General features: G+C 70.3%; 1 protein-coding gene. It reads left to right on the top strand.

From position 1 onward, the window contains the following. Positions 1-48: 48 nt before the first annotated feature. Complete coding sequence (locus ACQVFL_RS03245) at positions 49-25,080, top strand: hypothetical protein (RefSeq protein ID WP_431728657.1); 25,032 nt, start codon at positions 49-51, stop codon at positions 25,078-25,080. The last annotated feature ends 4 nt before the right edge of the window (positions 25,081-25,084 follow it).

The raw sequence follows: 25,084 nt of genomic DNA, 5'->3' as shown, positions 1-25,084 counted from the left end.
GGGGGTGATGGAGTGCCGGTCGCTCATGGGTGCCGAGAGATCCTCGTGGTGGCGGGCCGGCTGATACTCACCGGTGAGCTGACCCAGACCGGGCATTCGGCGGCGATGGCGGCCTCGCTCGCCGCGGTGCGACCGGTCGACGCGGCCCTGGTCTTCCTGGCGGAGGAGAAGCCCCGTTCGGCGGTCGGCGCGGCCTTCCTCCACGGGCAGCCGTTCTCCGACCAGATGGTGCTGGTGCCGTGGGAGGTCGAGCGCTGGGGGGTCGACGGGCGTCGCCTGGTGAACGACGCGGAAGCGGTGGAGAAGCTCGCGGACCTGTACCGGGTGCAGGTGCAGGTGCCGGTCGGGTCGGCGCGCTCCGAACGCTTGGTGCCGGTGGACCAGCAGGGTCGAGAAACGTCGTGGGACGACGCCGCGGCGGTGCGGAGCCTGCCGTGGTCGCACGTCGCCGCGAGAGAGGCGATGAGCGCGGCGATAGAGGTCACGTCGGACCTGACCGGGCCGCCCTGGGCCCGGATCGAGACGTTGGCCGGCCGGTTGGCGGAATCCCAGCAGCGGTTGCGGGTCCCGGTGCCCCCGGCGGCCGTCGCGATGGCGTTCCGCCTGGTACGGCACGGCCTCCCGCCCGGACTGGACGCGGCCGAGCTGATGCGGAAGGTGATGCCGGTCTCGATGGCCGACGTGCTGTCGGTGGCGGGTGGCGAACCGACGACGGCGGACGCCGACGCGTTGCTCGACGGCCTCCTGCGGGTCCCCGACACGTCGGCGCTGGTGCGGTTGCGGCCCGGTCTGGGCGCGGGTGAGCTGGGCTGGCTGGTCACGCACGACGATGTGGTGTGGTGGTTCGGGGCATCGCCGGCCCCGGGTGGTGGTCCGGGGCCGGTCATCGTGCCGGTGAGCGAGGGCTGGGTGTCGGCGGCGCTGCGGGATCCCGCGACCCACGTGGTGGTGTTCGGCCCGGACGGACGGGCGGCCACCCCGCACGATCAGGTCCTCCCGGCAGCCGGCACCGATGCGGCAGCATCGGGGTTCCTGTCACCGTCGGAGGTGGCGTACTTCTACGGGTTGGCCAGGAGCGTCGGCTGGAAGTCCGCCGTCGACCCGCTCGGGCAGGCCTGGCACCGGTTCCAGCGGGCGGCCGGTCTGCGGACCGAGGCGGACAAGGCAGAGGAGTTCGTCCAGTACGTGGTCGACACCGGCGGGGAGGTCCGACCCGACCTGCTGATGGACGGCTACCGCGAGTACCGCGCGACGGCGAACGGCCAGAGGGTCACGGTACGCGCCAGTGTGCAGCCGGACGGGACGGTCCGGCCACGGGTGGTGGCAGCGCGGCAGCCGACCGCACTGGACTGGGCGCTGGAGCGGTATCGCGGCGAGGAACTGGTGGCCGACCTGCGCCGCTTCGGCTGGTCGATACGTGTCGGCCGGGAGAACAGGTTCGTGGCCGCACCCGACGGTGGCGGGGTGCCGGAGGTGCACGTCGACCCGTACGACGACCGGTCCTGGCCGGTGGTGCAGCAGGCGCACCGGACGCTGCTCGGCACCACCGACGTGGAGGACTTCCGGTTGTTCCGTTCGGCGGATCCCGGGGTGCGCGAGGCGGTGCGTGCTCGGGTCCGACAGGTGTATCCACGGTTGATCGGGCGGTTCGGTGACGAGAGCCAGTGGCAGGCATGGAAGGGCGTGGCCCGGGTCATCGGCCGGCAGACCGGCTCGCCCGCTCTGGTCGGACGGGAGCAGTTGGGCCAGCCGTCGGCGTTGAGCCACGGATCGTTCTCCTCCGACGTGTGGAACGTCCATCTCGACCTCGGTCTGCCACTCGACCGGGCCCTGCTGACCCTCGCCCACGAGATGCTCCACGTCGAGCACGCGGCCATGATCGCCTGGTGGCGGGCCGGTCGGGACGGGCCGGGGGTGTACGCCCAGGCCACCACCAGCCCCGACGTCCAGGCGATCCTCGCCGGCGGGCGGCCCGCCGACGACGACCCGAGGTATCCGGCGGCCGATCGGATGTGGCGGGCCGGCCCCAGCCGGGACCACCGGCAGTGGGTGGGAGCCGCCCATCCCGCCGTGGTGGATCTGGTGGATCGGACGCAGATGCGGCTCGACTCAGCCCGCAGGCTCGGCCGGTTCGGTCCACGGGTGCTGCGGCGGCTGGCGACCGGCCACGATCGGGCTCTGCTGGCCAGGGCCGACGTACGCGTCGTCTACCAGGCCAACCCGACCGAGGGACAGGCTTTTCGCCTGGAGTTGTCCCTCGCCGCCGACGGTTCGGTGCGGGACTGGCACGTGGAGATCGACGGGTTGGTGGCCGTACTCGCGGAGCTGGGGGCTTCGAGTCTGGGCCCGGCGGGCGTCTTCCTGCCGATGGCACCGACGGCGTCACCGCCGCAGCGACTGCCTCATCCGGACCGGCCGCTGGTGGTCGTCGAGGTCGGGGACATGGCGGACGCGCGTCGACGGCTCACCGACCTGCGGACGGTGCTTCCGACCGACGCGCTCGTGGAGTTGCTGCCCGCCGCTCGACTCTCGACAGCCCACGTCGTGGCGTTGGCCGAGGTGCTGGGCGACGAGCACGTCCTGGCGGTCGGTCGGGACCTGGTGGATCCCAGCGGTGCCGGTGCCGACCGTCTCGTCGCGCGCAGCGGGGCACATCAACGGACGATGACACCGTTCGCCACCTACTACACCGTGCATCCCGCCTCGCAGCGGGATGTTCCTGTCGGTGGCATGTTCACGCTGAGCGCGCGCGACGACGGCAGGTACGAAATGCTGCCGGGCTGGCATGTCGTCACGGTCGGTGATCGGGTGTGGATCGGTCCGGCAGACGTGTCACCACGGGTCGACGAGGGCGACCCGCGCGTGGTGATCGGCACCCCTGACCGCCCGATTCCCTGGACGGTCTGGCAGTACGGCATGTGGGTCGCCCGGGTGCTGGCCAGCCACACCGGGGCCGTCGCCGACGCGGACTTCGTCCGGGTGCACCGGCCCGAGCCTCCGGTGTCGCCGCGCCCGTGGCCGTCGACCGCGTCGCTGCACGCGGAGACCGCGCACGATCGGCGGCTACTCGACCTGGCGTTCGGTGCGCAGTGGCAGGAGGCCCTGTTCACGTCCGGGAGCGTCCCGGCGCGGGTCGGTCACTATCTGCTGGACGCGTTGCTGGACGAGGCCGGTGCCGATCCGGCCGAGCGGGACCCGGCAGCGCTGGTGGCCCATCTCGACCGGTACGCCGAGCGGTTGCGCCTGCCACATGCGACGGCGAGCCCGGTGGCGGCCCGGCGTGAGTTGCTCCGGCGACTGTGGCGCGACTCGGGCATGTACTACCGGATCCTCACCGAGTTCGACCCGCAGACTCCGCCGGGCAGCACCGCTGCACATCCCGACGAACATCTGGAACTCGACGCCAGTCCACCCGACCCCGCCGAGGAACCCGTCGCGGTCGATTCCGGGCCGCCGGCCGTGCTGATGCCGGGCGAGTTTCCGCTTCTGGTCGACAGGGTGGCCATCGAGGCGCCGCCTGCCGTCGAGGAGGAGACCGACACCGCCGGAACGGCCGCACCGGACGCCTCGGAACGGCTCGCCGGGCCGCCGGACCGCCTCGCGGCGTCGGCTGCGGATCTGGTCGACGTGCACGCCCCGAACCTACGGAACACCGACTGGGAGGTAGTGGCTCCGGCCGGGCGGGCCATGGCTCAGCGTGGCAGTCTGCGTGCCCTGTTGGACGTAGGGGCACTGTCGAGGTGGGCTCGGTCGGGCTTGCTCGACAGCGGAGTGTCACTGCGCCCGGCCGGAGCGACCGAGCTGCCGGAGAGCGGGGTCCGGTTGGTGGTGCGGGCGGAGCCTGCCGACGTGTACCGGCACGAGAAGGCGCAGGGATCCGCGCAGTGGTACCAGGCCCCGCTGCTGGTGACCGTCTCGTGGAGGCACGCTGGGCAGGAGGCGACGGCTGCACGGCCGGCAGTCCGCGCCGCGCTGATGCGACTGCGTACGTTGGTGTCCGACGACGTGTTGTCGGGGCCAGGGTTGCGGGTGGCCCGGGGCAGAGCCGAACTCGTCGCGGCGAGCCAGGGATTGGCCAAGACTGCGGCCCGGCTGGGTCTGACCGTGTTGGCGCTTCCCGCCGCGGCGATACGTGGCAGACAGGCACGAGTGCGTGCCATCGATCCCGTGTCGGTGCGAACGCTGCACGACGCGGTCGTCGCCCAGGTCGCGGCGGGTCGCTGGCACTCCGCCGGCCCCGACCCGACGGGGAACCGTGCCGATGCGCTGCACCAGGTCCTGTCCGGGCCGGGAATGATCGGTCTGCTCCCCGACGCCCTGGACAGCCAGGGCGCAACGGTGGGCCCCGTGCGGGTCCGGATGGCGATGTTCCACGCGGTGCCCCTGGGCGACATCGGCGGCGACGACACCACCAACCGGCGGGTACGGGTCGGACTGCTGGTGCAGGTGAAGCTGATGCAACAGCGCTACCTGCCGCACCTGGTCTTCCGACTCGACGGTGCCCTGGAACTGGTACTGGACGAGGCCACCGCGAACCAGCTCCTGCGCGCGGTGTCGCCACCGCAGGGCGAGCCGCCCGACTATCAGCCGCCGCCGGACTACGAGCCGATGGCGCAGGCGGTGGCGTCCCCACCGGCCAGCGGCGAGCCGACTGACGGAGCACGGTGGCTGCGCCTACTCGACGACATGGGCACGGCCGGAGTCGACGAGGCCCGGATACGCCAGTGGATCCGGCTGATCGACGGCGTGCCGGACCTGGACGAGGTCCCCGCGCTTGCGACCGAGGCACTCACGGCGCACATGGAAGCGGATCTGACGGCGGCGCGCACGGCGTTGACGCAGACGGATGCCGTGCTGACATCGGTGCGGGCGACACACGCCGGTCTGAAGCAGGCGGAGATCGAGGCCCACCGCGCGCCGGAGAACGTTCAGGAGTCTGCGGCGGAGGTGACGGCCCGGTCCACGCGGGTTGCCGAGCTGCGCCGAGCGGCTGAGGCCGCCAAGGCACGGGAGCACGCCACCCAGGAGCGGATCGAATCACTCAAGATCGAGGTCGCCCGGCTGGACGGCGAACTACGCAGGGTGTCCGAAGATCCGGCCGGAGTCGCGCAGCGCGGTCTCGTCAGCCAGGTGCGGCGGGCGTGGTACGCGGTCGCGGTGGACCTCGGTGTGCCGCCTCGTTCCCTGCGGATCGTCGGTCCGGAGTTGGCGGCGGTGGTGCGTACGCGTGGCGCCGACGCCGGGGTAGACGGGGTGCTGACCGGGTTGCGCCCCCGGTTGAGACCGTTCGGGGCCTTCACCGACACCGACGTGGTGTACCTGGCCGAACTCGGCGCCCGCCTCCGACTCGGGCCGCAGGACCTCCCGTCGTTCCGCTGGCTCAACGAACGGGCAGTGGCCCTGGAACTGATCCACACCCTGCCTGACAGCCTGGCGACACGGACCGTCACCTGGGCCGCCGACCAGGTCCGACGCGGCCACGACCTCGCCGCCGTGGCTGCGGAACTCGGCCTCCTGCCGGGCCTGGGCGGATCACGAACGACCGTGCAGGAGCTGCGCGTATCGACACTGAGAACGTTGGCCGATCGCCTCGATCTCGGACCGGCCACCGACAGCGACAGCGAGGACGAACCACCCGCCGCCCCGCCCAGCGACGAACCTGAACGACCATCGCTCCTGACGCCGGATCGCCTACCGGCGAAGGGCCAGGTCGATCTGGCCGGGCTGCTGGCCGTCCGTGAGTTGATCCGGACCGCCATCCGCGCCGTGGCCGAGACGTGGCGGGGCGCCATCGGACCAGCCGAGGCGACGACCTTCGGCGATCGCGTCGCCGATGAAATCGAACGGATCGCCGCACCACACGGATTCAAGGACCTGCAACACCTCACCCGCTACGCAGAACTCAGCGGACGGCTCGGCTTCCCCATCACCGAACTCAGCATCCGCATGCCGTCCCGGCACCTCGCATCTCTCGCCTACCAGTTCGTCGGCAACGTGCCCTACCTCCTGATCAACCGCTTTCTGGCAGAGGCGGCACCCGGACAACCGATGGACGACCCGACCGACATCCGAGCCGACCACGCACCCCGGACGATCGACACCAGCACCCGGAGATCCACCGACTGGGCCCACCGCTGGGGAGTGCCCGAAGCACAGGTGCGCCGGATCGCCGACCTCCCCCTGGTCGACCTCCCCCGCACCGCCGCGACGATCGACAAACTACGACTGCCCGCAGAACAGATCACCCGACTTCTCCACCTCACCCACCGGACCGGCCGCACCCAGGACCGCCTCGAATGGGTCGCCTACCGAGCCGGAGTCACACCACACACCGCTCTCGAATGGGCCTGGCGACTCGACACCGACCCGTCAGACCTCCTTCCCCTACGCGCGACACTGCACCGCCTGGGAGAGCTCGCACCACCCGCACGCGCCGCCAACCGGCTCACCGTCGAACGCCTGGTCGACCTGATGAGGAAGCCGGGCGACAAGGATCTGCCGAAGCCGGCGTGGTTCTTCTTCTGGGTGGGGGCACATCTACCGGGTGGGTCGGGCTCCGACGGGCTGACACCGAACGAGCTCTACAGCCTGCTGTACGGCCCGCCCCACGCCGGCCACGCCAACCTGAGGCAGCATCACGGGAGACTCCAGCTTCAGGACTGGATCGGGTTGACGGAGCTGGCAGACGACTCGGCCCGCCCGCTCGACGGCAACGGAGGCTCGTCGGACCGCCCTGTGCTGCCGGCCGGACGGGAGGCGGACCTGTGGCTGGCCTCGTGGCTTGCCGACATGGTGGGCAGTTCGCGCGAAGGGGTCGTCAGCGACCTGCTCAAACGCCCGTGGCTGGACCACGTCGCCGTGCGCGACGCCGCCGGGGACCTGGCGGTGCCGGTGCCGACAGCCATGGAGTACGCCCGCCGGTGGGGTGGACTGCGCGTGTCGGACGCTCCGAGGCTCCCGCCGAACACGCACCCCGCCGTCCTGCCGTGGCTGCTCAGCACGGCGGTGCGGTGGAAGGTGCCACTGTTCCAGCTTGGGCCGGTCGTGGCAGCGCTACCGGGTCAGCAGGCCCCGGGCGCGTACGCCCAGACGCTCGCGGACAATGCCCTGAGACAGCTCTGGGGGGGCCGCACCAGAGACGTCGGCGCACACAGCACGGTGTTCGGGGATGCCCGGCTGTCGCTGGCATTCCTGACCGACCGGGGGCTGACTCCAACCGACCGCCAGGCCGACGAGGACGAGTACGAATTCGGGCTCTGGTTGACCAGTGTGCTCGGTCTGCCGCAGCCCCACGGCATCGAACTCGGTTCGACCGTGGGCAGGCTCAGTAGCTCGGGAGTCGACCAGGGGGCCGCAGTCCACCACCTGTGGCAGAGCCTGAAGGGCCCCGGGCGCGAGACCTACCTTCGAATGCTGTCGAAAGTAGCGGATCAGCTCGGTCTCGACCTGCACCGGCGACGCGCCCTGTCCACCCGGCTGCGCATCAGCCTCTGGTGGATCACCGCGTTCAGCGTCCGCATCGAACGCATACCCGACGACATCGACGACCACGCCGTACGCCTGGGCGTCCCACCCGACGAACTGTTCGCACTCGCCTCCGACCTCGGCATCGACCCCGCCACGATCCACCCACCGGACGACCTCGACCGCCTCCGCACCGACACCACCCCGCGATTCGCCGCCGTACGCGAGGTCGCGAACGCGATCAGGAACCGCCCTGACTGGCCGACACGGCGGCTGACCGGCACGCCCACCGACCATCTGTTCGACATCGTCCGACGCCTCGGCCACCTCCCACCCCGGCTCACCCGACAACTCAACGACGACGGCAGGTGGCTCGGCCTCCGCAGCCAACTGGAGATCGCCGCATCCGAACGCGTCCCTCCGCAGTCGGTAGCACTCTGGGCCAACCTGAGTCGACCGCCAGGGAGAACCGAGACCGGCCAGGCCGATGCGCGCCAGTTGGTCGACGCGTACCAGCAGTGGCGGCGGGCCACCGAGGAGACGTACGGACTCGACGCGTCGGACTTGTGGACGGTGTGGAACCACGTGGGCTCGGCACCGCTGACCCGGGGCGACGTCGACCAGGTCAGGGCCATGGCCCTGCGGCACGCTGAGCCGGCTCGGCGTGCCGAGGTGTTCCGCCGGATCAGCGCCCACGCCGGCCGACAGGACACCCCGCAGAATGTCGCCGGTGTGATCCGGGCGATGAGCACGACTGCGGGACCTCATTCCTCGCTGCGCGAATGGCTGAACCCGTTCCTGGCGGACGCACCCCCGATCGACGGCATATCGCTGCGGCTCCAGTGGCGTCCGCGCGCCGGCTCGGCGCTGTCCGACGCCACCTTTGCGCGACTCGGCGCAATCCCCGGTGTACAGGTCGCACCTCGGAGGAACGCAGCGAGGCTCACCTTCGGGCCCCGGCGAGGCACCTGGACCGGCCTTACCCGGCTACTCACGGTGCTGAGGGAACCGAACCTCGATCTCGTTCTGGCGACGGTCGATGTCACCCCTGGGTACGGCAGCGACGCCGGTGCGTACCTCCGCCTGGCCCACCTCTACTACGCCCATCTCAATGCGTTGAGCCAGATCGGCGTCGCGGGCGGGATTGGCCGGGAAGCGCGTCACGGCTTCGCGAGCTTCGCCGGGTTCCTCCGGGCCCACAGCCGGGGCAGCGACCTGCGCATCCGGGTGACCTGGAAGTCCGACGACGTCGTGCAGCTCCGCATGGCCAACGACGCGGATCTCCTGCGGCCGGGTACCGCGCAGGCCAGACTGCGGATCATCGCGGAGTTGGTGGAGATCGCCCGCCGACCGTTCCCGCATCCGCAGTGGTGGGACTGGCGGTTCCGGCTGCCCGGCGATCACGCGGATGACGCCTTCGAGCTGGGCCTCGACGGATGGCGGCTGGTGGGGCTCCTCGCCGACGACACGACCCGCGCGCAGGCCGCCGCGATGCTGACCATCTTCCCTGCAAAGCGGATCGATGCCGACGAAGTGATAGCGCGGGGACTCGGTCCCGTTCTGGACGATCCCACGATCCCCGACGTACTGCCGCCGGTGCGAGAGGTGCCGGAGACTTCCCTGCTCGTCGAGATCCTGGCCGCCGGTGACTCGACGAGAGAGCTGGACCCGACAGCGGTCACCGCCCGCCTGACCGACCCGATTCTCGGGATGAACTACCGGGCCGCGGTACTGCGGGCAGCCGGTGTCCACGAAGTGTTCGCCGCCGGCCGGGTGCCAGGAGACCAACGCGTCTCCGACGTGATCCGCCAATTGATCGCCGGACAACTGAGACTGCCGGACGACGTCATCCGAGCGGCCTACCACACGGTGTCACAGGCACCCGACGGCACAGACGACCTCCGCAAGCTACTCCAGCGGGACAGATGGGACGACCTGGCGTTGAACTGGACCACGGTCGACGCCTTCATGAATCGGCCCCGGGTGTGGCGCGACACCCTCGCAGTGACATCCGAGACGAACGCCTCCGACGCGCACGACGACTGGCCGGAACCCTCGGAGGTCGTGGACTGGCTACGCCGACGGATCGACGCAGGCGTACCGCCCGTCCCCGACCTCAGTTCGAATGTCCTGGGTGGCCTGGCGGCGCCCGGGTCGGCACGCACCTTCGCCCTCACCATCGACGCCGCCTGGGATGACGACCTGCCGGGTGAGCCATGGACCTGGGTCTCCTTCGATGAGCGTCGAGACGCGTTCGACGATGCGCTGGCCGCAGCAGAGTCCGTGCTGCCTGCGGACGGCCCCCGGACCCACCTGCGGACCGAGATCGATCCGGACTATCCCGAGTGGCTCACGATCCGGGCGACAGATCTCGTGGACAGCCCGGCGGTGTGGCGCGCACTCGGGGCGGTGGTGGAGGCCATGCGACGCTACGGCGTCCACGTCGGTGGCGCGGCGATCGTGGTCGACTACTCACCACCGGCGACCTCAGGGATCTCCACGTCCGTCGAGGACCGTACAGCAGTGCTGGATCGCCTCGTCCGGGCCCACGAAGACGTTCTGGTCCGGCTGCTCGGTGAGCCGGATTCACCGACCCTGACTCCCACCGGACCGCCCGAGGTCACGGCGGTCGAAGCGGAACGCCCCGCAGCCGAGGTCCGCTTCGACCGCCCGGGCGTCCTCTCGGCCGGCCTGGGCGGACTGCAGGCCGGGGTGCGCGTCGTGTGGGCGTTGGTCGCCGCCGCGGAACGTGCCGTTCCGACGCGCGCTGCCGCGCCGGTCGGCACGAGCTTCGCCACCACGTCGGAGCTGTATCCGATGGGCAGTTGGTACCTTGACCCGTCGGGCGGGCCGCAACTGGCGTCGCTACTGGTGGATCTGGAGTTGGACCGAGCCGGACGCGCACAGGTCGCCGCGCTGTTCCACCTCAACTCGTGGCCCCCGCCGCCCGATCACAGCCTGCATCCCCCGCGAGGCACAGCGCATCTCGCCGACCGGCCAAACAGCATTCGAGGGGAACATCCGGCTGCGTTCGTGGCGGCCGTCGCCCGAATCGACCCGCAGATGGCCGCCCGCGATGCCGTCAGCGACCGGCGTGCGCTCGACCTTCCACTGGACTACCTGCACGGAATACGGCGACGGGCCGATGAGTACCTCCGCTTGGCGCCGCCGACCTCCGACGTCACCGACAAATTGGAGTTGCGCTACAACAGCGTCGTGGTGCTCTGGGCCGATCTGGAGCGTAGCGGTGCGACGATCGGCGCCTGGCACGAGCGATACCAGCGCGAGCAGCACGGATCTGGCGACCTGAGTGTGGACGAGTCGCAGAGCGGTCCGGTACCGGGCCTGCTGGAGGAGATACGCGGGTTACTCGACACCATCCCCACCGCCGGGAGTGCCGTCGCCGAGGACGTGGCCACGCTCCGGGTCGCGACGTCCTGGCTGACGTCACCGGAATACCTGCCGGTCGAGCCGGCGAGCAGACGGCAGCTCGACCTGCTCCGGCAGGAGGTCTCGGACCGACTGGTCGCCGTCGCTCCCGACCTGTTCCGCGCGGCCCCGGTGTCGATGGCCGCGTGGGAGGGGCAGTGGGCACATCGAGGGCTGCTGGGAGCGGTCCTGGAGGCGGCCACCTGGCAGGGGGTCCCTTTCCCGCCCGAGATCCACACACCCGGTCATCTGCGTGACTTCGTTGTCGGCCAGGTCACGACCTATCCGGAGCGGTTCACCGACGTGGCGGGAGGACGTGGCGCCCTGCTGGCCGACGAGATGCCGTTCAACATTCTGACCGCTCTACTGGCCGGCTTCCGGGCTGCGGAACCGACGCCGGAGCAACTCGATCGGTGGCACGCCGCAGCCGTGGTCGCGGCACGGCGTCGGCTGCCCGACGCCGACGAGCACACGATCCAGGCGGCGGCGCTGGCCGCGAGCGGTGCCCGCAGGCGCGAACACCTGCGGAGCCGCTGGCGGGAGGAGCTCGCCCGGCGGGCGGAACAGCCGACCACCGCGTTCAAGAGCCTCCTCTTGCGTACCACCCAGGTCCGCGGCGGGTCGGGCGTCCACCAGCTGACCCAATTGATCATGGACGGTTCGACGACCGGCGTACGCCACCTGATCCAGGGCGTGGAGCAGGACGACCTTCAGATGACGGCACTGGCCCGACACGTTCCCACAGTTGTCGCGCGAGCGCTGAACATCAACATCGTCATCCACAGCGACCAGATACCGGTGGAGCACACACACCCTGGGGACCGTCCGGTGCTACACCTGTCCCGAATCGACAGAAAATGGAGCAGCCAGCTCGACAAGTACCGGCCCTATGGACCCCTTGTCAGCGCGGAGGCCGCCTCGTCGACACAGGCGCGTACCGCCGACACGATGGACCCCAACCTGTGGGCGTTCGCGCATGCCTGGGCGCATGAACGTCATCTGTCTCTCGCCGGTGGCCACGGCCCGGCCGAACAGGAAGCGACGTGGGTCCAGTTGGTGGAGGTGCTCGCCAGGTGGATCGACATGCCACCGCTGAAGACCAAGGTCGTCATCTCACCAGACGGCGACCGGGCGGTTTTCGGACCAGCGCCCTGGGCGATGCAGTTGACGGTCACAACCGTCGACGGCGCCCTGAGCGAACTGATGCAACAACTGCTTCTCGCCGAAGTAGTCACGATGCAGGCACAGTCGAAGCCGACTTCGCGCCTGGCCGATTACACGTCGAACGCCGCGGCCCGGGCCCACATCTCACACAGGCGCAGCATGCAGGACAGTCGACGTGGCTCCTGGCCGGATGACTACCACAGCGCACGGGCGGAGTGGGCCAGGGTCGAGCCCGCCGCCCGGGAGTTGCTGCTGAAGGCGAGTCGCCGGTCCGCGATCCTCGGACCTCTCGAGCAGTCGCCTCGACTTCGTCGTCGGCTGGTGCAGGGCCTGAATGCCGCGCGATGGCAGTACGCCAGTGCCATGACCTACACCGATCACCGCGATCCGGTGGTGTGGACGCAGTTCCTTCTCCGGCAGCAGCTCGCCAAGGCCGGATCGACGCGAGACTGGCGGAACGTGCCGTACACGCGAGGATCGGAGACTCCGGGATTCGAGCTCGTCGAGCTGGGTTCGGCGGGGCACTTCAGGCGGCCGACGGGATCCCGGACGACCCCACCGACACGATTGACCCATCAGCTCCGGCGACTCGAAGTGGTGGAGGCGGGTGATCCGGTCTCCGCCCCGCACGTGCTGACGCAGATCCGTGACGGGTTGCCGGACCAGGCGCTTGTCGAACTGATCACGAGCGGTCCGGTGACTGCTCGGCAAGCCGTGGACCTCGCTCGACTGGTGGGCGGCGGCCGGACACTCGCGCTGGCCGCGGATCTGGTCGATCCCGCCGATCTGTCCGAGCACTTCGTCGCGTTCTCCCGCTCGCACCGGCCGACGCTCCGGCCGTTCGCGGCGTACTACACCGTGCATCCCGCTCCACGACGTGACACCGTACGGATCGCCGATGTGGATCTGCATGATCTCGGGGCCGGGACGTACGAGCTGCTGCCCGGGTGGCACGTCGCGGTGGGGGCGAACCGACTCTGGATCCGGCCCTCCGCCCACCGGGAGGCACTGCCCCACTCCGGCGACGCCCGGATGATCGTCGGTGTACCAGGACGGGCGACACCGTGGACGGTGGAGCGGCTGGCTCGACGAATCGGCACGGCGATCGCCCTCGACACCGGCACCGATCCCGAGGAATTCGTCCACCTGCTTGGACGAGTCGGCCCGATGCCGCGCGAGCCACACCCCACCGAACACGTGCTCAATCCCATCAGCGCCCACGACCGGCAACTGCTCTGGGAGGCCTTCGGAGTTCCCGATCCGAACATCAGAATCGACCTGACGACACCGCACGGCTCGGCGCCCCCCGAGAAGGCCCTGACCTTCGCGCACCTGGTCGACGTGCTGCTGGACCTTGCCGGGGCCGATCCCACAGTGAACGACCCATCGGTCCTCGTCGGCAAGCTGGACCAGTTGGCCGCGCGCCGGGGGATGCTGAGGGACGGCGCGGTCCCCGACGCGGTCCTGGCCGCCCGGCAACGGTTGCTGAGCTGGGCACACCTCAGGGCCAGCGAGGCGGGTATCGCCGGACTGCTGGCCGGAACCACGCCGCCGGGAGCCACCACCGCCCCGGGTCCGGACGAACATGTGGAACTGGACGCCAGCCCGCCCTCACCCGCCGAGGATCCGGTCGCGGTCGGTTCGTGGCCGCCGGCCGTGCTGACACCGGACGAGTTCCCCCTGGTCGTCGAGAAGGTGGTGATCGTCTCCGAACCCGATGCCGAGGACGCCGCCGACGAAGCGCCGTCGGACCCGATGGACATCGACACGTCGCCCGAAGCCGACGAGACCGCGTCGGACCCCATGGCCGTCGACGCGCTGTCCGAACCCGACGAGGCGCCGACGGAGCGGGTCGAGGGGCTGGCGGCGAGTCTGGTGAAGGATCACGCGAAGCATCTGCAGGACGCCGACTGGCGGGCGGTCACGTATGACACCGCAGTCACCAGCCAGCGCGTCGTGCTGCGTGACCTGTTGAGTGCCGAGCAACTGACGGCCTGGTGGAAGTCCGGTCTGTTCGACAGCGGTGTGGCGCTGCACCCGGCGCGCGGCAACAGACCGGAGGACAGGGGGATCCGGCTGGTGGTGCGCGCGGAGCCGGTCGGCGCGTACCAGCATGTGGGTGCGGCGGAGTCCGCACAGTGGTATGTCGCCCCGTTGCTGGTGACGGTGCGGTGGGAGCACCCGGGGCATCCGCCGACGGTCGATCTGCCGGTGGTCCGCGCGGCGCTGGTGCGGTTGCGGGCGTTGGTGTCGGACGAGGTGTTGTCCGGGCCACGGTCGCGGGTGGCGCGGCGCGGGGCCGAACTGGTCGGTGCGGATGAGAAGTTGGCCGCGACGGTGGACCGGCTCAAGCCCGCAGTGCTGGATCTTCCACCGGAGACGCTGCGGCGGGGCCTGGCGCGAGTGGTCGCCATCGATCCGTTGTCGGTACGGACACTGCACGACGCAGTCGTCGCGGAGGTCGAGGTGGCTCGCTGGCGAGCGGCTGGACGGCAGTTGATGCGGGCCGACACGCTGCACCAGGTGATTTCCGGGCCAGGGCTGTCCGGAATGCTCGGCGTTGCCCTGCGGCCCCAGGGCGCAACGGCGGGTCCGCTGAGGTTCCGGATGGCGTTGGTCGACGCGCTGCCCCTGGGCACGCTCAGCAGCGACGACGTGGTCTACCAACGGGTCCGGGTCGGGCTGCTGGTGCAGGTGGAGCCGGCAGAAGTGCGTGGCCTGCCGCAGCTCGTCTTCCGGCTCGACGGCGCACTGGAGCTGGCGCTGGACACCCCCACCGCGGATCGGTTCAGGCAGGAGACGCCACCACCGGCGTACCAGCGGGTGTGGGAACCGAACGAGCCGGTGTCGGAGGCGTCCCCGCCAGTGCCGGCGGTCACCCCGAGGGTGGGTCAACAGCCGCAGACCGACGACCTCTTCCACGGCGACGAGTGGACCCGGCTGGTCACCGACCTGGGTGTGACGGGCCCGGACGAGGCCAGGACCCGGCAGTGGGTACGTCTGATCGAGAGCGTGCCGGACCCGGACGAGGTCACCGATCTGACGGTCGAGGCGATCTCGGCGGTGCAGGGGCCGCTCCCGACCGACGCGCAGGTGCACGCCTCGGCGGATCTCGTGGAGCCGGTCCGACGGGCGTGGTACGCGGTCGCCCAGGATCTCGGTCTGCCGCCGGGCGCCCTGCGGATCGTCGGCGCGGAACTGGTCACCGTGGTGCGGACGCGTACCACCGGCACCAGGGCCAGGGCTGACGAGCTGCTGACCGGGTTGCGCGAGCGGTTGGGGCCGTTCGGGGTGTCGACCGATGTCGAGGTGGTGTACCTGGCCGAGCTCAGCGCCCGACTCGGACTGGGCCCGGATGATCTTCCGTCGTTCCGCTGGCTGAGCGAGCGGGGGGTGCCGCTGGAACTGGTGCACACCCTTCCGGACAGGTTGGCCGGACGGTCGGTGGCCTGGGCCGCCGAGCAGGTCCACCGAAGCGACGACCTCGCCGGTGTGGCGGCGGACCTGGGCCTGTTCCTCGACTCGGTCGGGCCGGACGAGTCGGCGCGGAAAGTCCGGCGCACGCTGCGATTGCTGGCGCTCACCGCGCTGGCCGGGCAGCTCGGCCTCGGGCCGAGCGCCGTGTCTGGCACGGAGAGCGAGCGCCCGGCGGCGGCGCCGGACGTCCCTCCCGTCGCCGGAGCGGGGGATCCGCCGGGCGGGCGGCCGTCCGAACGACTACAGACGGCAGGCAAGATCGATCTCGCCGGCCTGCTGGCCATCCGAGAGATGATCCGGACCGCGGCGCGGATGATCGACATGAGGGCGGACCGTGTGCGGCCCACTGAGGTCGGGACGCTGGTCGAGCGGGTGGTGGATCAGGTCCGACTCGTCGCTGAGGAACTCGGGTTCAAGTCGCTGCAGCACGTCACGCGGTATGCGGAGGTGAGCGGCGGGCTCGGATTCCCGGTCACCGAGTTGAGCGACCTTCTGCCGTCCGGCCACCTGCCCTCGCTCGTATTCCAACTGGTCGGCAACGTGCCGGCGCCTGAGGTCACGCGGTTCCTGGACGAAGTGGCTCCCGCCCGGCCGATTGGGCGATCGGCCGATCTGGAACCTGAGCCGGTGCCGACGTCGACGAGGTGGAGCGTGCGGGAGGCCGCCGGCTGGGCCGACCGGTGGGAGGTGCCCGAGGAGCAGGTCCGGGCCGTGGTCAAGCTCCCCTTGGTCGACCTGCCGCGCGTGGCCCGGATGATCGACAAAATGCACCTGCCGAAGGAGCAGATCGCACAACTGCTCGACGTGATCGCGACGACCGGCCGAGTGCCGGACCGCCTGGACTGGTTCGCCTATCGGGCCGGGGTCGAGCCGGAGGTCGCGCTGGAGCTGTCCTGGCGGTTGCAGACGAACATCCTGGATCTCCTGCCGATGCGGTCAGTCCTGAACCGGCTGGCGGTCCACGCGCCCGAGCGGTCGGACGACCGACTGACCGTCGAACACCTGGCTCGCCTGCTCACGCAGGGGCCGAACGGTGACCAGGTGCCATTTCCGTCGTGGACCTTCTGGCTCGGGGCACGCCTGCCCACCGGGTCAGGGGCCGACGGGCTGACCCCGAACGAGTTGCACGACCTGATGTACAGCACGTTCCGGGTGGGCCACGCCAGCGTCGCGGAGTATCACCGGCGTCTCGCGGGCCTGGACTGGATCGGGCTGCTGGAGCAGGCGATGGACGACTCGGCGCGCCGGTTCGACGAGGACGAGCCTCCGCCGGTCCGCCCGCAGCTACCGGCAACACGCGACGCGGACCTGTGGCTGGCCCAGTGGCTCGCCGAGGAGGTGGGCATTCCGCGCCACGAGGTCGAGAGCGACCTGATCGACCGTCCGTGGCTGGACCATGTCGCCGTACTCGACGCCGCCCGTGATCTGGCGGTGCCGGTGCCGACGGCCCTGACCTACGCCCGCCGGTGGGGCGGACTGACGGCCTCCGACGTCCCGCCGCTGCCGCCGGACGCACATCCCGAGACCGTGACGTGGCTGTTCGGCATGGCCGCACGATGGGACGTGCCGCTGGTCCAGCTCGGGCCGATCGCGGCGGCGTTGCCGCGTCGACACGAGCCGCCCACGGAGATCCCGGCGCTCGCCGACGACGTGCTGCGACGGCTGTGGCCCGACACCGTCAACTTCGGTGAGACGGACACGTTCTGGGCCGCGCAGGTGCCGCTGGCGTTCCTCACCGACTGGAGGCTGGCTCCGACCGACTGGACGGGTGACCAGGTCGATCTCGGGTGGTGGCTGACCAGCGTGCTGGGTCTGCCGTCCGCGACGAACACCGGCGCCCCTGGCTCGGCGATGGACGTCGACTCGGACGCCGGCACGGCCAGTGAGTCGGATGTCGAGATGGCGGACGAGTCGGATGACGAGACGTCCAGCGTGTCGCATGTCGATCCGATCGAGAGTCTCGTCGAGCACCTGTGGGACGAGTTGACCGATCACCACCGTGCGCGGTACCTGACGACGCTGTCGGAGATGGCCGAGCAGCTCGGCCTCGACCTGCACCGGCGCTACGAGTTGTCCACAGCGCTACGGGTCAGCGTCTGGTGGGTAACCGGTTTCAGCGTCCGAATCGGGCAGGTGCCCGACATCGAACACCACGCGTCACGGCTGGGCGTCCCCTCGGACAAACTGTTCGCGCTGGCCTCCGTCCTGGGTGTCGATCCGGCAGTCCTCGGCCCACAGGACGACCTCACCCGGCTCAACGACGCCGACGAAGCCGGAGCGGCGAGGTTCGCCGCGGTGGGCGCGGTCGCCGACTCGATCCGAAGCCGCCCGGACTGGCGATCACGGCAGGTGACGGACACGCTCACCGACCACCTGTACGCCATCGTGTTCAATCAGAACAGCGTGCCACCGAAACTCGTCCACCAGCTCAACGACGACGGCAGTTGGCTCGGTCTCCGCGGTCTGTTGGAAGGCGCCGCGAGGGCGGACGTCCCGGCGGAGTCGCTGGCGGTGTACGCCAACCTGAGTCGGCCGCCGAAGGGTGCCGGTGGCGGCACAGCCGGGCCAAGCCGGGTGATCGAGGCGTATCAGAGACGGCAGCGGTCCGACGAGGAGACGTACGGACTCGACACGTCGGACCTGTGGCCGGTGTGGAACCACGACGGTTCGGCGACCCTCACCCGAGGCGACGTCGCCGAGGTCAGCGCCGCAGCCCTGCGATACGCCGAGCCGTATCAGCGCGCCGAGGTGTTCGGCCGGATCACCGCCCATGCCAGTCGGCAGGACGCCCCGCAGAATGTCGCCGGGCTGATCCGGGCGATGGGCGCGGCTGCGGGACCCGACTCCGCACCGCACGAATGGTTGAGCCCGCTGCTCCGCGACGCACCCGTGCCGGACGGCATGTCGATCAGCCTCCTGTCGTCTCTCCACGGCGCTTCGGACCAGGCGAAAAGCGCGTTCGCCAACCTCTCGGACATAGCCGGTGTGCGTGTCGGGCGTCCCACGGACGGCCGGTACTCGTTGCAGTTCACGTTCGGCTCGGGGTGGGGCGGTTGGGCCGGTCTTGCGGACGTGCTCGACACGCTCAAAGACCTGAAGTTCACGATCAACGAGGCAACGGTCGAGGTCAGGACGGGGTACGGCGCGGACGCCGCCGCCTACCTCCGGTTGGCCCACCTCTACTACGCACATCTCAACGCGTTGAGCCAGATCGGCCTCGCGAACAGGAAGGACCCGCCGCCGCGGTACGGCTATTCGAGCTTCGCCGGGTTCCTCCGAGCCCACCGCGAGGCCGGTGGCCTCTCCGTCCGGGTGGCCTGGAGCTCCGACGACGTCGTCAGACTTCGCCTGGACGCTCGGAAGGAACTCCTGTGGCCCGGCATACCCCAGGCCGGCCTCCGGATCATCGCGGAGATGGTGGAACTGGCCCGCCGACCGTTCCCCGATCCGCAATGGTGGGACTGGACGTTCCGGCCACCCGGCGATCACGCGGACGACGCCTTCGAACTCGGCCTCGACGGGTGGCGGCTGGTGGGGTTGCTCACCGACCAGTCGACCCGCGCCCAGGCCGCCGCGATGTTGACGATCTTCCGCCCGCAATGGAAGGCCCCGAATCACCCGATGGCGCGGGGACTGGGTCCGGTCCGGGACGATCCGACGATCTCGGAGACGCTGCCGCAGACGCACGAGGTGCCCGACGCCGGCCTGCTGGCCGAGATCCTGCCGGCCGGCCGGTCGACGGCGGGATTGGCCGCCGCTGCCGCGGTTACGGCCCGGTTGACCGATCCGGAACTGGGGATGTCCTATCGGGCTGCGGTGGTGCGGGCAGCCGGTGGCCGTCCGCTGTTCGCACCCGGTCGGGTGCCGGGAGATCAGCCCGTCTCGGATGTGCTCCGACAGTTGATCAGCGGGCAGCTCAGGTTGCCGGACGAGGCGGTACGGGCGGCGTACCATGCGGTGTCGCAGGCGCCCGACACCGAAGCTCTGCGTGATCTCCTGCACCGGGACGGTTGGGACGTACTGATCCTCGACCCGACCACCGTTGATGCGCGCCTGAATCGGCCCCGGGTGTGGCGCGACACGCTGCCGGCGACGTTCGAGGCGAACGCCTCGGACAGACGCGGGAGATGGCCCGATCCGTCGCAGACCGTGGACTGGCTCCGGCATCGGATCGGCGCCGGCCGGCCACCGGTGCCGTACTTCCTGGCGAACGCGTGGGGCCGCCTGGGCGATCCCGGGTCCGGCCGGACGTTCACTCTCACCATCGACGGCACGTGGAGTGACGACGTACCAGGTGAGCCGTGGACGTGGGTGGCCGCCGAGGACCGTCGGGACCCGTTCGCCGACGCGCTGGCCGCCGCACAGTCCGTGCTGGCCATGGCGCAGTTCGCGACCTCTCCGGACAGCCCCAGGTCCCGGCTGTGGATCGAGTCGGACCCGGAAGAAGTCGACCAGTTCGTCATCCACGCCACGGAACTCGTGGACAGCCCACCGGTGTGGCGCGCACTCGGCGCCGTAATCGAGGCCATGCGACGGTACGGCGTGATCGTCCAGCGGATGGCGATCACGGCAGACCACGCGCCGCTGCCGACCGCGAGGACCGGGCAGTCGGTCGACCGTACGGCGGCGCTGGACCGTCTCGTTCGTGCCCACGAGGACGCGCTGACCCGGCTGTTCGGTTCACCGGAACTGCCGTGGCTGAATCCCGTCGACCCGCCGGCGGTGGGCGCGGCCGGATCGGGACCCCACGCGGTCGAGGTCGGCGTCACCTATCCCGGCATCCTCGCGACCGGCCTGGGCGGATTGCAGGGCGGGGTACTCGTGGTGTTGGCGCTCCTGGCCGCCACGGCCCGCGCCGCCGTGGCCGCCTCGGACCTGCCCGACTCCGATGCTGATCCGGTCGGCACGAACTTCGCCACGACCAGGTCTGAGCCGCAGCAGGTGGACGGGTGGTTCCTCGACCCATCGGGGGGACCGCAGATAACGGCATTGCTGGCCGCCCTGGGGTTGGACCAGGCCGGACGCGCACAGGTCGCCGCCCTGTTCCACCTCAACTCGTGGTATCCGCCGCCGGACTCTCCGCCCGCAAGGGTGCGGGGCATGGGCGACCGCGCCGTGTGGCCGGTATCCACCAGATCGGAGCATCCCGCCGCGTTCGTCGCCGCAGTCGCCGGGACGACCCCGGCGATGGCAGCTCGAGACGCCGTCACCAGCCTCGAGACGCTCCGCCTTCCGCTGGACTATCTGCGGGGTGTCCAGCGGCGGACCGAGGCGTACCTGCGCTCGGCCCCACCGGTCACCGATGCGGCCACCGCGTTGACGCTGCGAGAGGCCAGCGTGGCGGGACTCTGGGAGGAGCTGGGGCGCAGCGGCGCGACGATCGGCGCCTGGCACGAACGGTTCCAGCGTGAGCAGGTCGGGCTGGGCGATCTGGCCGGAGACGGCGAGTCGCCGCCCGGCCCGATCCCGAGCCTCACGGCAGAGGCCCGGAGCGTTGTGGACACCGTTCCCACCAGTGGCGCCACCGTCGAGGACGCGGCCGTGCTGGGCGCGGTGGCCTCCTGGCTGACGTCGCCGACAAGGCCCAGGATGGATGTGGCGGGCGAGAGCGAGGCGGATCTGCTGCGTCGCGAGATCGCGGACCGGCTGCACGCGGGTACGCCCGCACCTCTCCTTGCCTCCCCGACCTCGGCCAACGAAAGGCAGTGGGCCCACCGGGGGTTGCTGGGGGCGGTCCTCGACGCTGCGGCGTGGCAGGGTGTCCCGCTCCCCCCCGAGATCCACACCCCCCGCCATCTGCGGGACTTCGTGACATCGCTGGTGGCGGCCGAGCCGGCACGGTTCGCCGACGTGGGCGGTGGGCGGGGCGCTCTGCTGGCCGAGGAGTTGCCGTTCAGCACGGTGGCCGCTCTCCTGGCCGGTTTCCGCGCTCCCGAGCCGACGCCCGAGCAACTCGGTCGGTGGCAGGCCGAGGCATCAGCCGCGGTACGACGTCGGCTGCCCGGCGCGGACGGCCACACGATCCGCGAGGCAGTACGGGCCGCGACCGGAGCACGGGTACGAGAACACCGGCGTAGCCAGTGGCGGGCGGAGTTCGCCCGACGGGTGGAACGGCCGACTCCCCGGTTCAAAGCACAGCTCACGCGGGCCCTGACCGGCATCGATCAGCACCGCGTACGGCTGGTGCAACTGGTCATCGAAGCCACCGCGACCAGCACGCGTCATCTGGAGGAGGGCTTGGCACAGGTCGACCTGCACGCGACGGCGCTGGGCCGACACCTTCCCGAGGCCATCGCCAGGGCGCTGGACGTCAACATCGTCGTACACAGCGACCAGAGCCCGACAGTGCAGACGCACCCCGGCCCCCGTCCGGTGCTGCACCTGTCCCGCGTCGATCGCGGCTCGGCCGAGGTGTTCGACAGGTACGAGCCATACACGTCCGCAGTCAGCGCGGGGCCGGCCCCCTCGTCGACGGGGCGGCTCGCCGACACCCTGGACCCGCGACTGTGGCGCTTCGCCCAGGACTGGGTGCGCGAACGCTACCCGCTCCTCGACGGTAGTGAAGGCTGGAACGAGCAGCAGATGGCGTGGTTCCGGCTGGTGGAACTGCTCGCCCAGTGGATCGACGTGCCGATGATGGCGACGTTCATCGCCACCGACGGCGTCCAGTCCGAGGTCACCTTCGACCCGATGCCGTGGAGGATGGACCTCACCGTCAGATCGGTCGACGAGGCCCTCGTCGAACTGTTGGCGCAACTGCTCGTGGCAGAGGTGGTCACGATGCAGGCTCAGGCAGAGACCCACAAGTCGCAGGCGTTGCGCCACACGGCGGATGAGAACGCCGTGGAGCACATGTGGAACACCCGCGATCCGGGCGACGAACGGCATGAGGAGTGGCCCCGACACTACACCCAGGCGCGGTTGCGGCGGCACGACGTCAAGCGCGCGGGAGATCTGCTCTGGGAGGCAAGAAGACGCTATTCGATCACTGCCCCCTTCAGCGGGCTGACCCGGCTGCGACGTCGAATCGAGCGGGGCCGGGAGGCTGCGCGATGGGAGTACGCCAACGCGCTGACCAGAACCGAGTACCAGGAATCGGTAGCCGAGACGCAGTTCGATCTTCGGCAGCAACTCCGGAAGATCGGTTCGACGCGAGACTGGCGGATGACACCGCACACGCAGATGCGGGAGATCGGCGGCTACGAGTCGGTTGACCTGGGGCCGGCAGGGACGTTCCTACGCCCGGCAGGTTCGCACACCGCACCGCCCGCGCGGATGTCGAGCGAGATCGGCCGACTCGTCGTGGTGGAGATTGGTGAGGCGGCCGCAGCACCTCACGTGTTGACGCAGATCCTTGACTACCTGCCCGACACGGCATTCATAGAACTGATGATGTCCGGCCCGGTGAGCGCACCGCAGGCCATAGAGCTCGCCCGGCTGATCGGCGACAACCGAACACTGGTGCTGCCCTCGAATCTGGTCGTTCCCGGTGACCTCTCCGAGCACTTCGACGCTTACTCACACTCGCTCATACCGACCTTCGGCCCGTTCGCGGCGTACTACGCCGTCAATCCCACACAACGCGCTCATGTAGTCAAGATCGCAGGTCTAGGTCTGCCATACATCGGCGCCGGCAGGTACCAATTCCTGGCCGGGTGGGACATCGTCACCGTTGGGGATCGCCTCTGGATCCGACCGACCGACTACCGGGAGGAACTGCCCTACTCCGGTGCCGCCCGGATCGTCATCGGTGCACCAGGCCAACCGACACCATGGATCGTGGAGCAGTTCAGCCAGAAGATCGCATCGGCCGTCACCATCGCGGCCGATCTCGCACTCCAGGGTTTCGTCCATACACTCGGACGGACCGATCCGATGCCGCGGCAGCCACCACGCCTCAACCGGAGTGTCATCAACCCCGTCGACGACCAGGACCGGCGGCTTCACCAGCAGGCCTTCGGCCGCCACCACCCGAGTAACGAATTCGTCGTGCCGGTGGGCGCCGGTCCCGAAGCCCCCCAGGAGACCCTGACCCTCGGCCATGTGGCCGACATCCTGTTGGACCTCGCCGGGGCCGATCCCGCCGAAAGCGACATCCAGGTTCTGCTCGGCCGGTTGGACCAGTTGGCAGAGCAGCAGAACATCCCGCGGGACGACACGACGCCGAACGGCGCGCAACGCGCACGGTATGCGTTGCTGAAGCGGGCCCGGGACAGGCTCACCGAGGCCGGCGTCGCCGGGTTGCTGGCCGAGATCCCCCCACCACCTGACGTCGTGGAGCACACCGCCAGCCCTCCCGAACCGGCCGAGGCACCGGTCGTGGTGCGAGCACCCGACCCAGACCCGGCAGACACCGGACGCCCAGCGGCCCACGACGACGGCCGACCAGGTCGTACCGGAACTGCGCAGACCCGGCAGCCGGCGCTGTTGCCGGTCCGGGCCGGGGTGTACCTGCCACCTGCCGACCACGACATCGCCCACCCGCCCGTGATCGACAACGTGCCCCGTTACCAGAGCTACGTCTCGGCCTTCGCGACCCTGGACCCCGCCACGACAGAACTTGTCGCCGGCACCCGCCGATACGGACCGGAAAGGTTCCACCAGGAACTCACCGCCGCAGGCGTACCGGTCGACGCGAAACTGTCGTTGGCCCTCTCCCCGCCAGCGGTCACGGATCATCCCGAAACCGATCGGCGCGCGGCACAGCGATTCGCAGACGAGCTGTGGTCGATTCGCGGCACACCGGGCATCTTCAGCATGGCCGAGACGCCGGGGCCGACCACCGCCCCGCCCACCCTGCCGGAGGTACTGACCGGTTGGCTCAGGCAGGCAGACTGGTCGGATGCCCAGCACTACCTGCACCAGCACATCACCGAGTTGTCGCAGCGGGACAGCATCGAGGCGATGCGCGCCCTCACCAAACTCGATCCGGACAACCGGGTAGCGGCTCCCTACCGCGCCGTCCTCGACCTGGTGGACCTAGCCGGAGGCGTCGCCGGACCGGTGGCGGCTGCTGACGTTGCGCAACCATGGATCGTCCCGCCGGGCCCGGTGCCGACGGCATTCGCCTTCGACTACCTGCAGGCGAAACCCGACCGGAAGGCCCGGAAACCGTGGAACGACCAACTCCTCCAGATGATGTACGAACGAGCGTCGTTCCGGGAACTGGCAGTGATGCTGGCGTGGGGCGTCGTCGAACGCGAGGAAAGCCCCACGCAGGGCCGGCGCGTCGGTCTCGACTACGGACAGGGCAACGCGATGGCCTTCGCCGCCGTCCACCACGTGCTCAGGATGTCGGTGACGAGGGCACGCACTCCCGGGCCGACCGGAAGCTGGCCGGAGATCGATGCGGTGGACGCATGCGTGCTCGATCCGCTCGACAAGTCGTTCTGGATTCCGCGGATGGACGAGCTACGTCGTCAGGTGCGCAGCTTCGGCATTCCCGGCCACCCTGAGCGCAGCGGGACCCCGGCACCCGAGCACGAAAGACTGCTGAACCTGCTGATCGAAAGGCTGGTGAGCTGCGCGCCGCCAGCGACGCCCTAACCCA

The organism is Verrucosispora sp. TAA-831, from assembly GCF_050780145.1.
Taxonomy (GTDB): Bacteria; Actinomycetota; Actinomycetes; order Mycobacteriales; family Micromonosporaceae; genus Micromonospora.
Note: the sequence above shows the minus strand (reverse complement) of the source record. Positions and strands in the feature narration are given on the sequence as shown.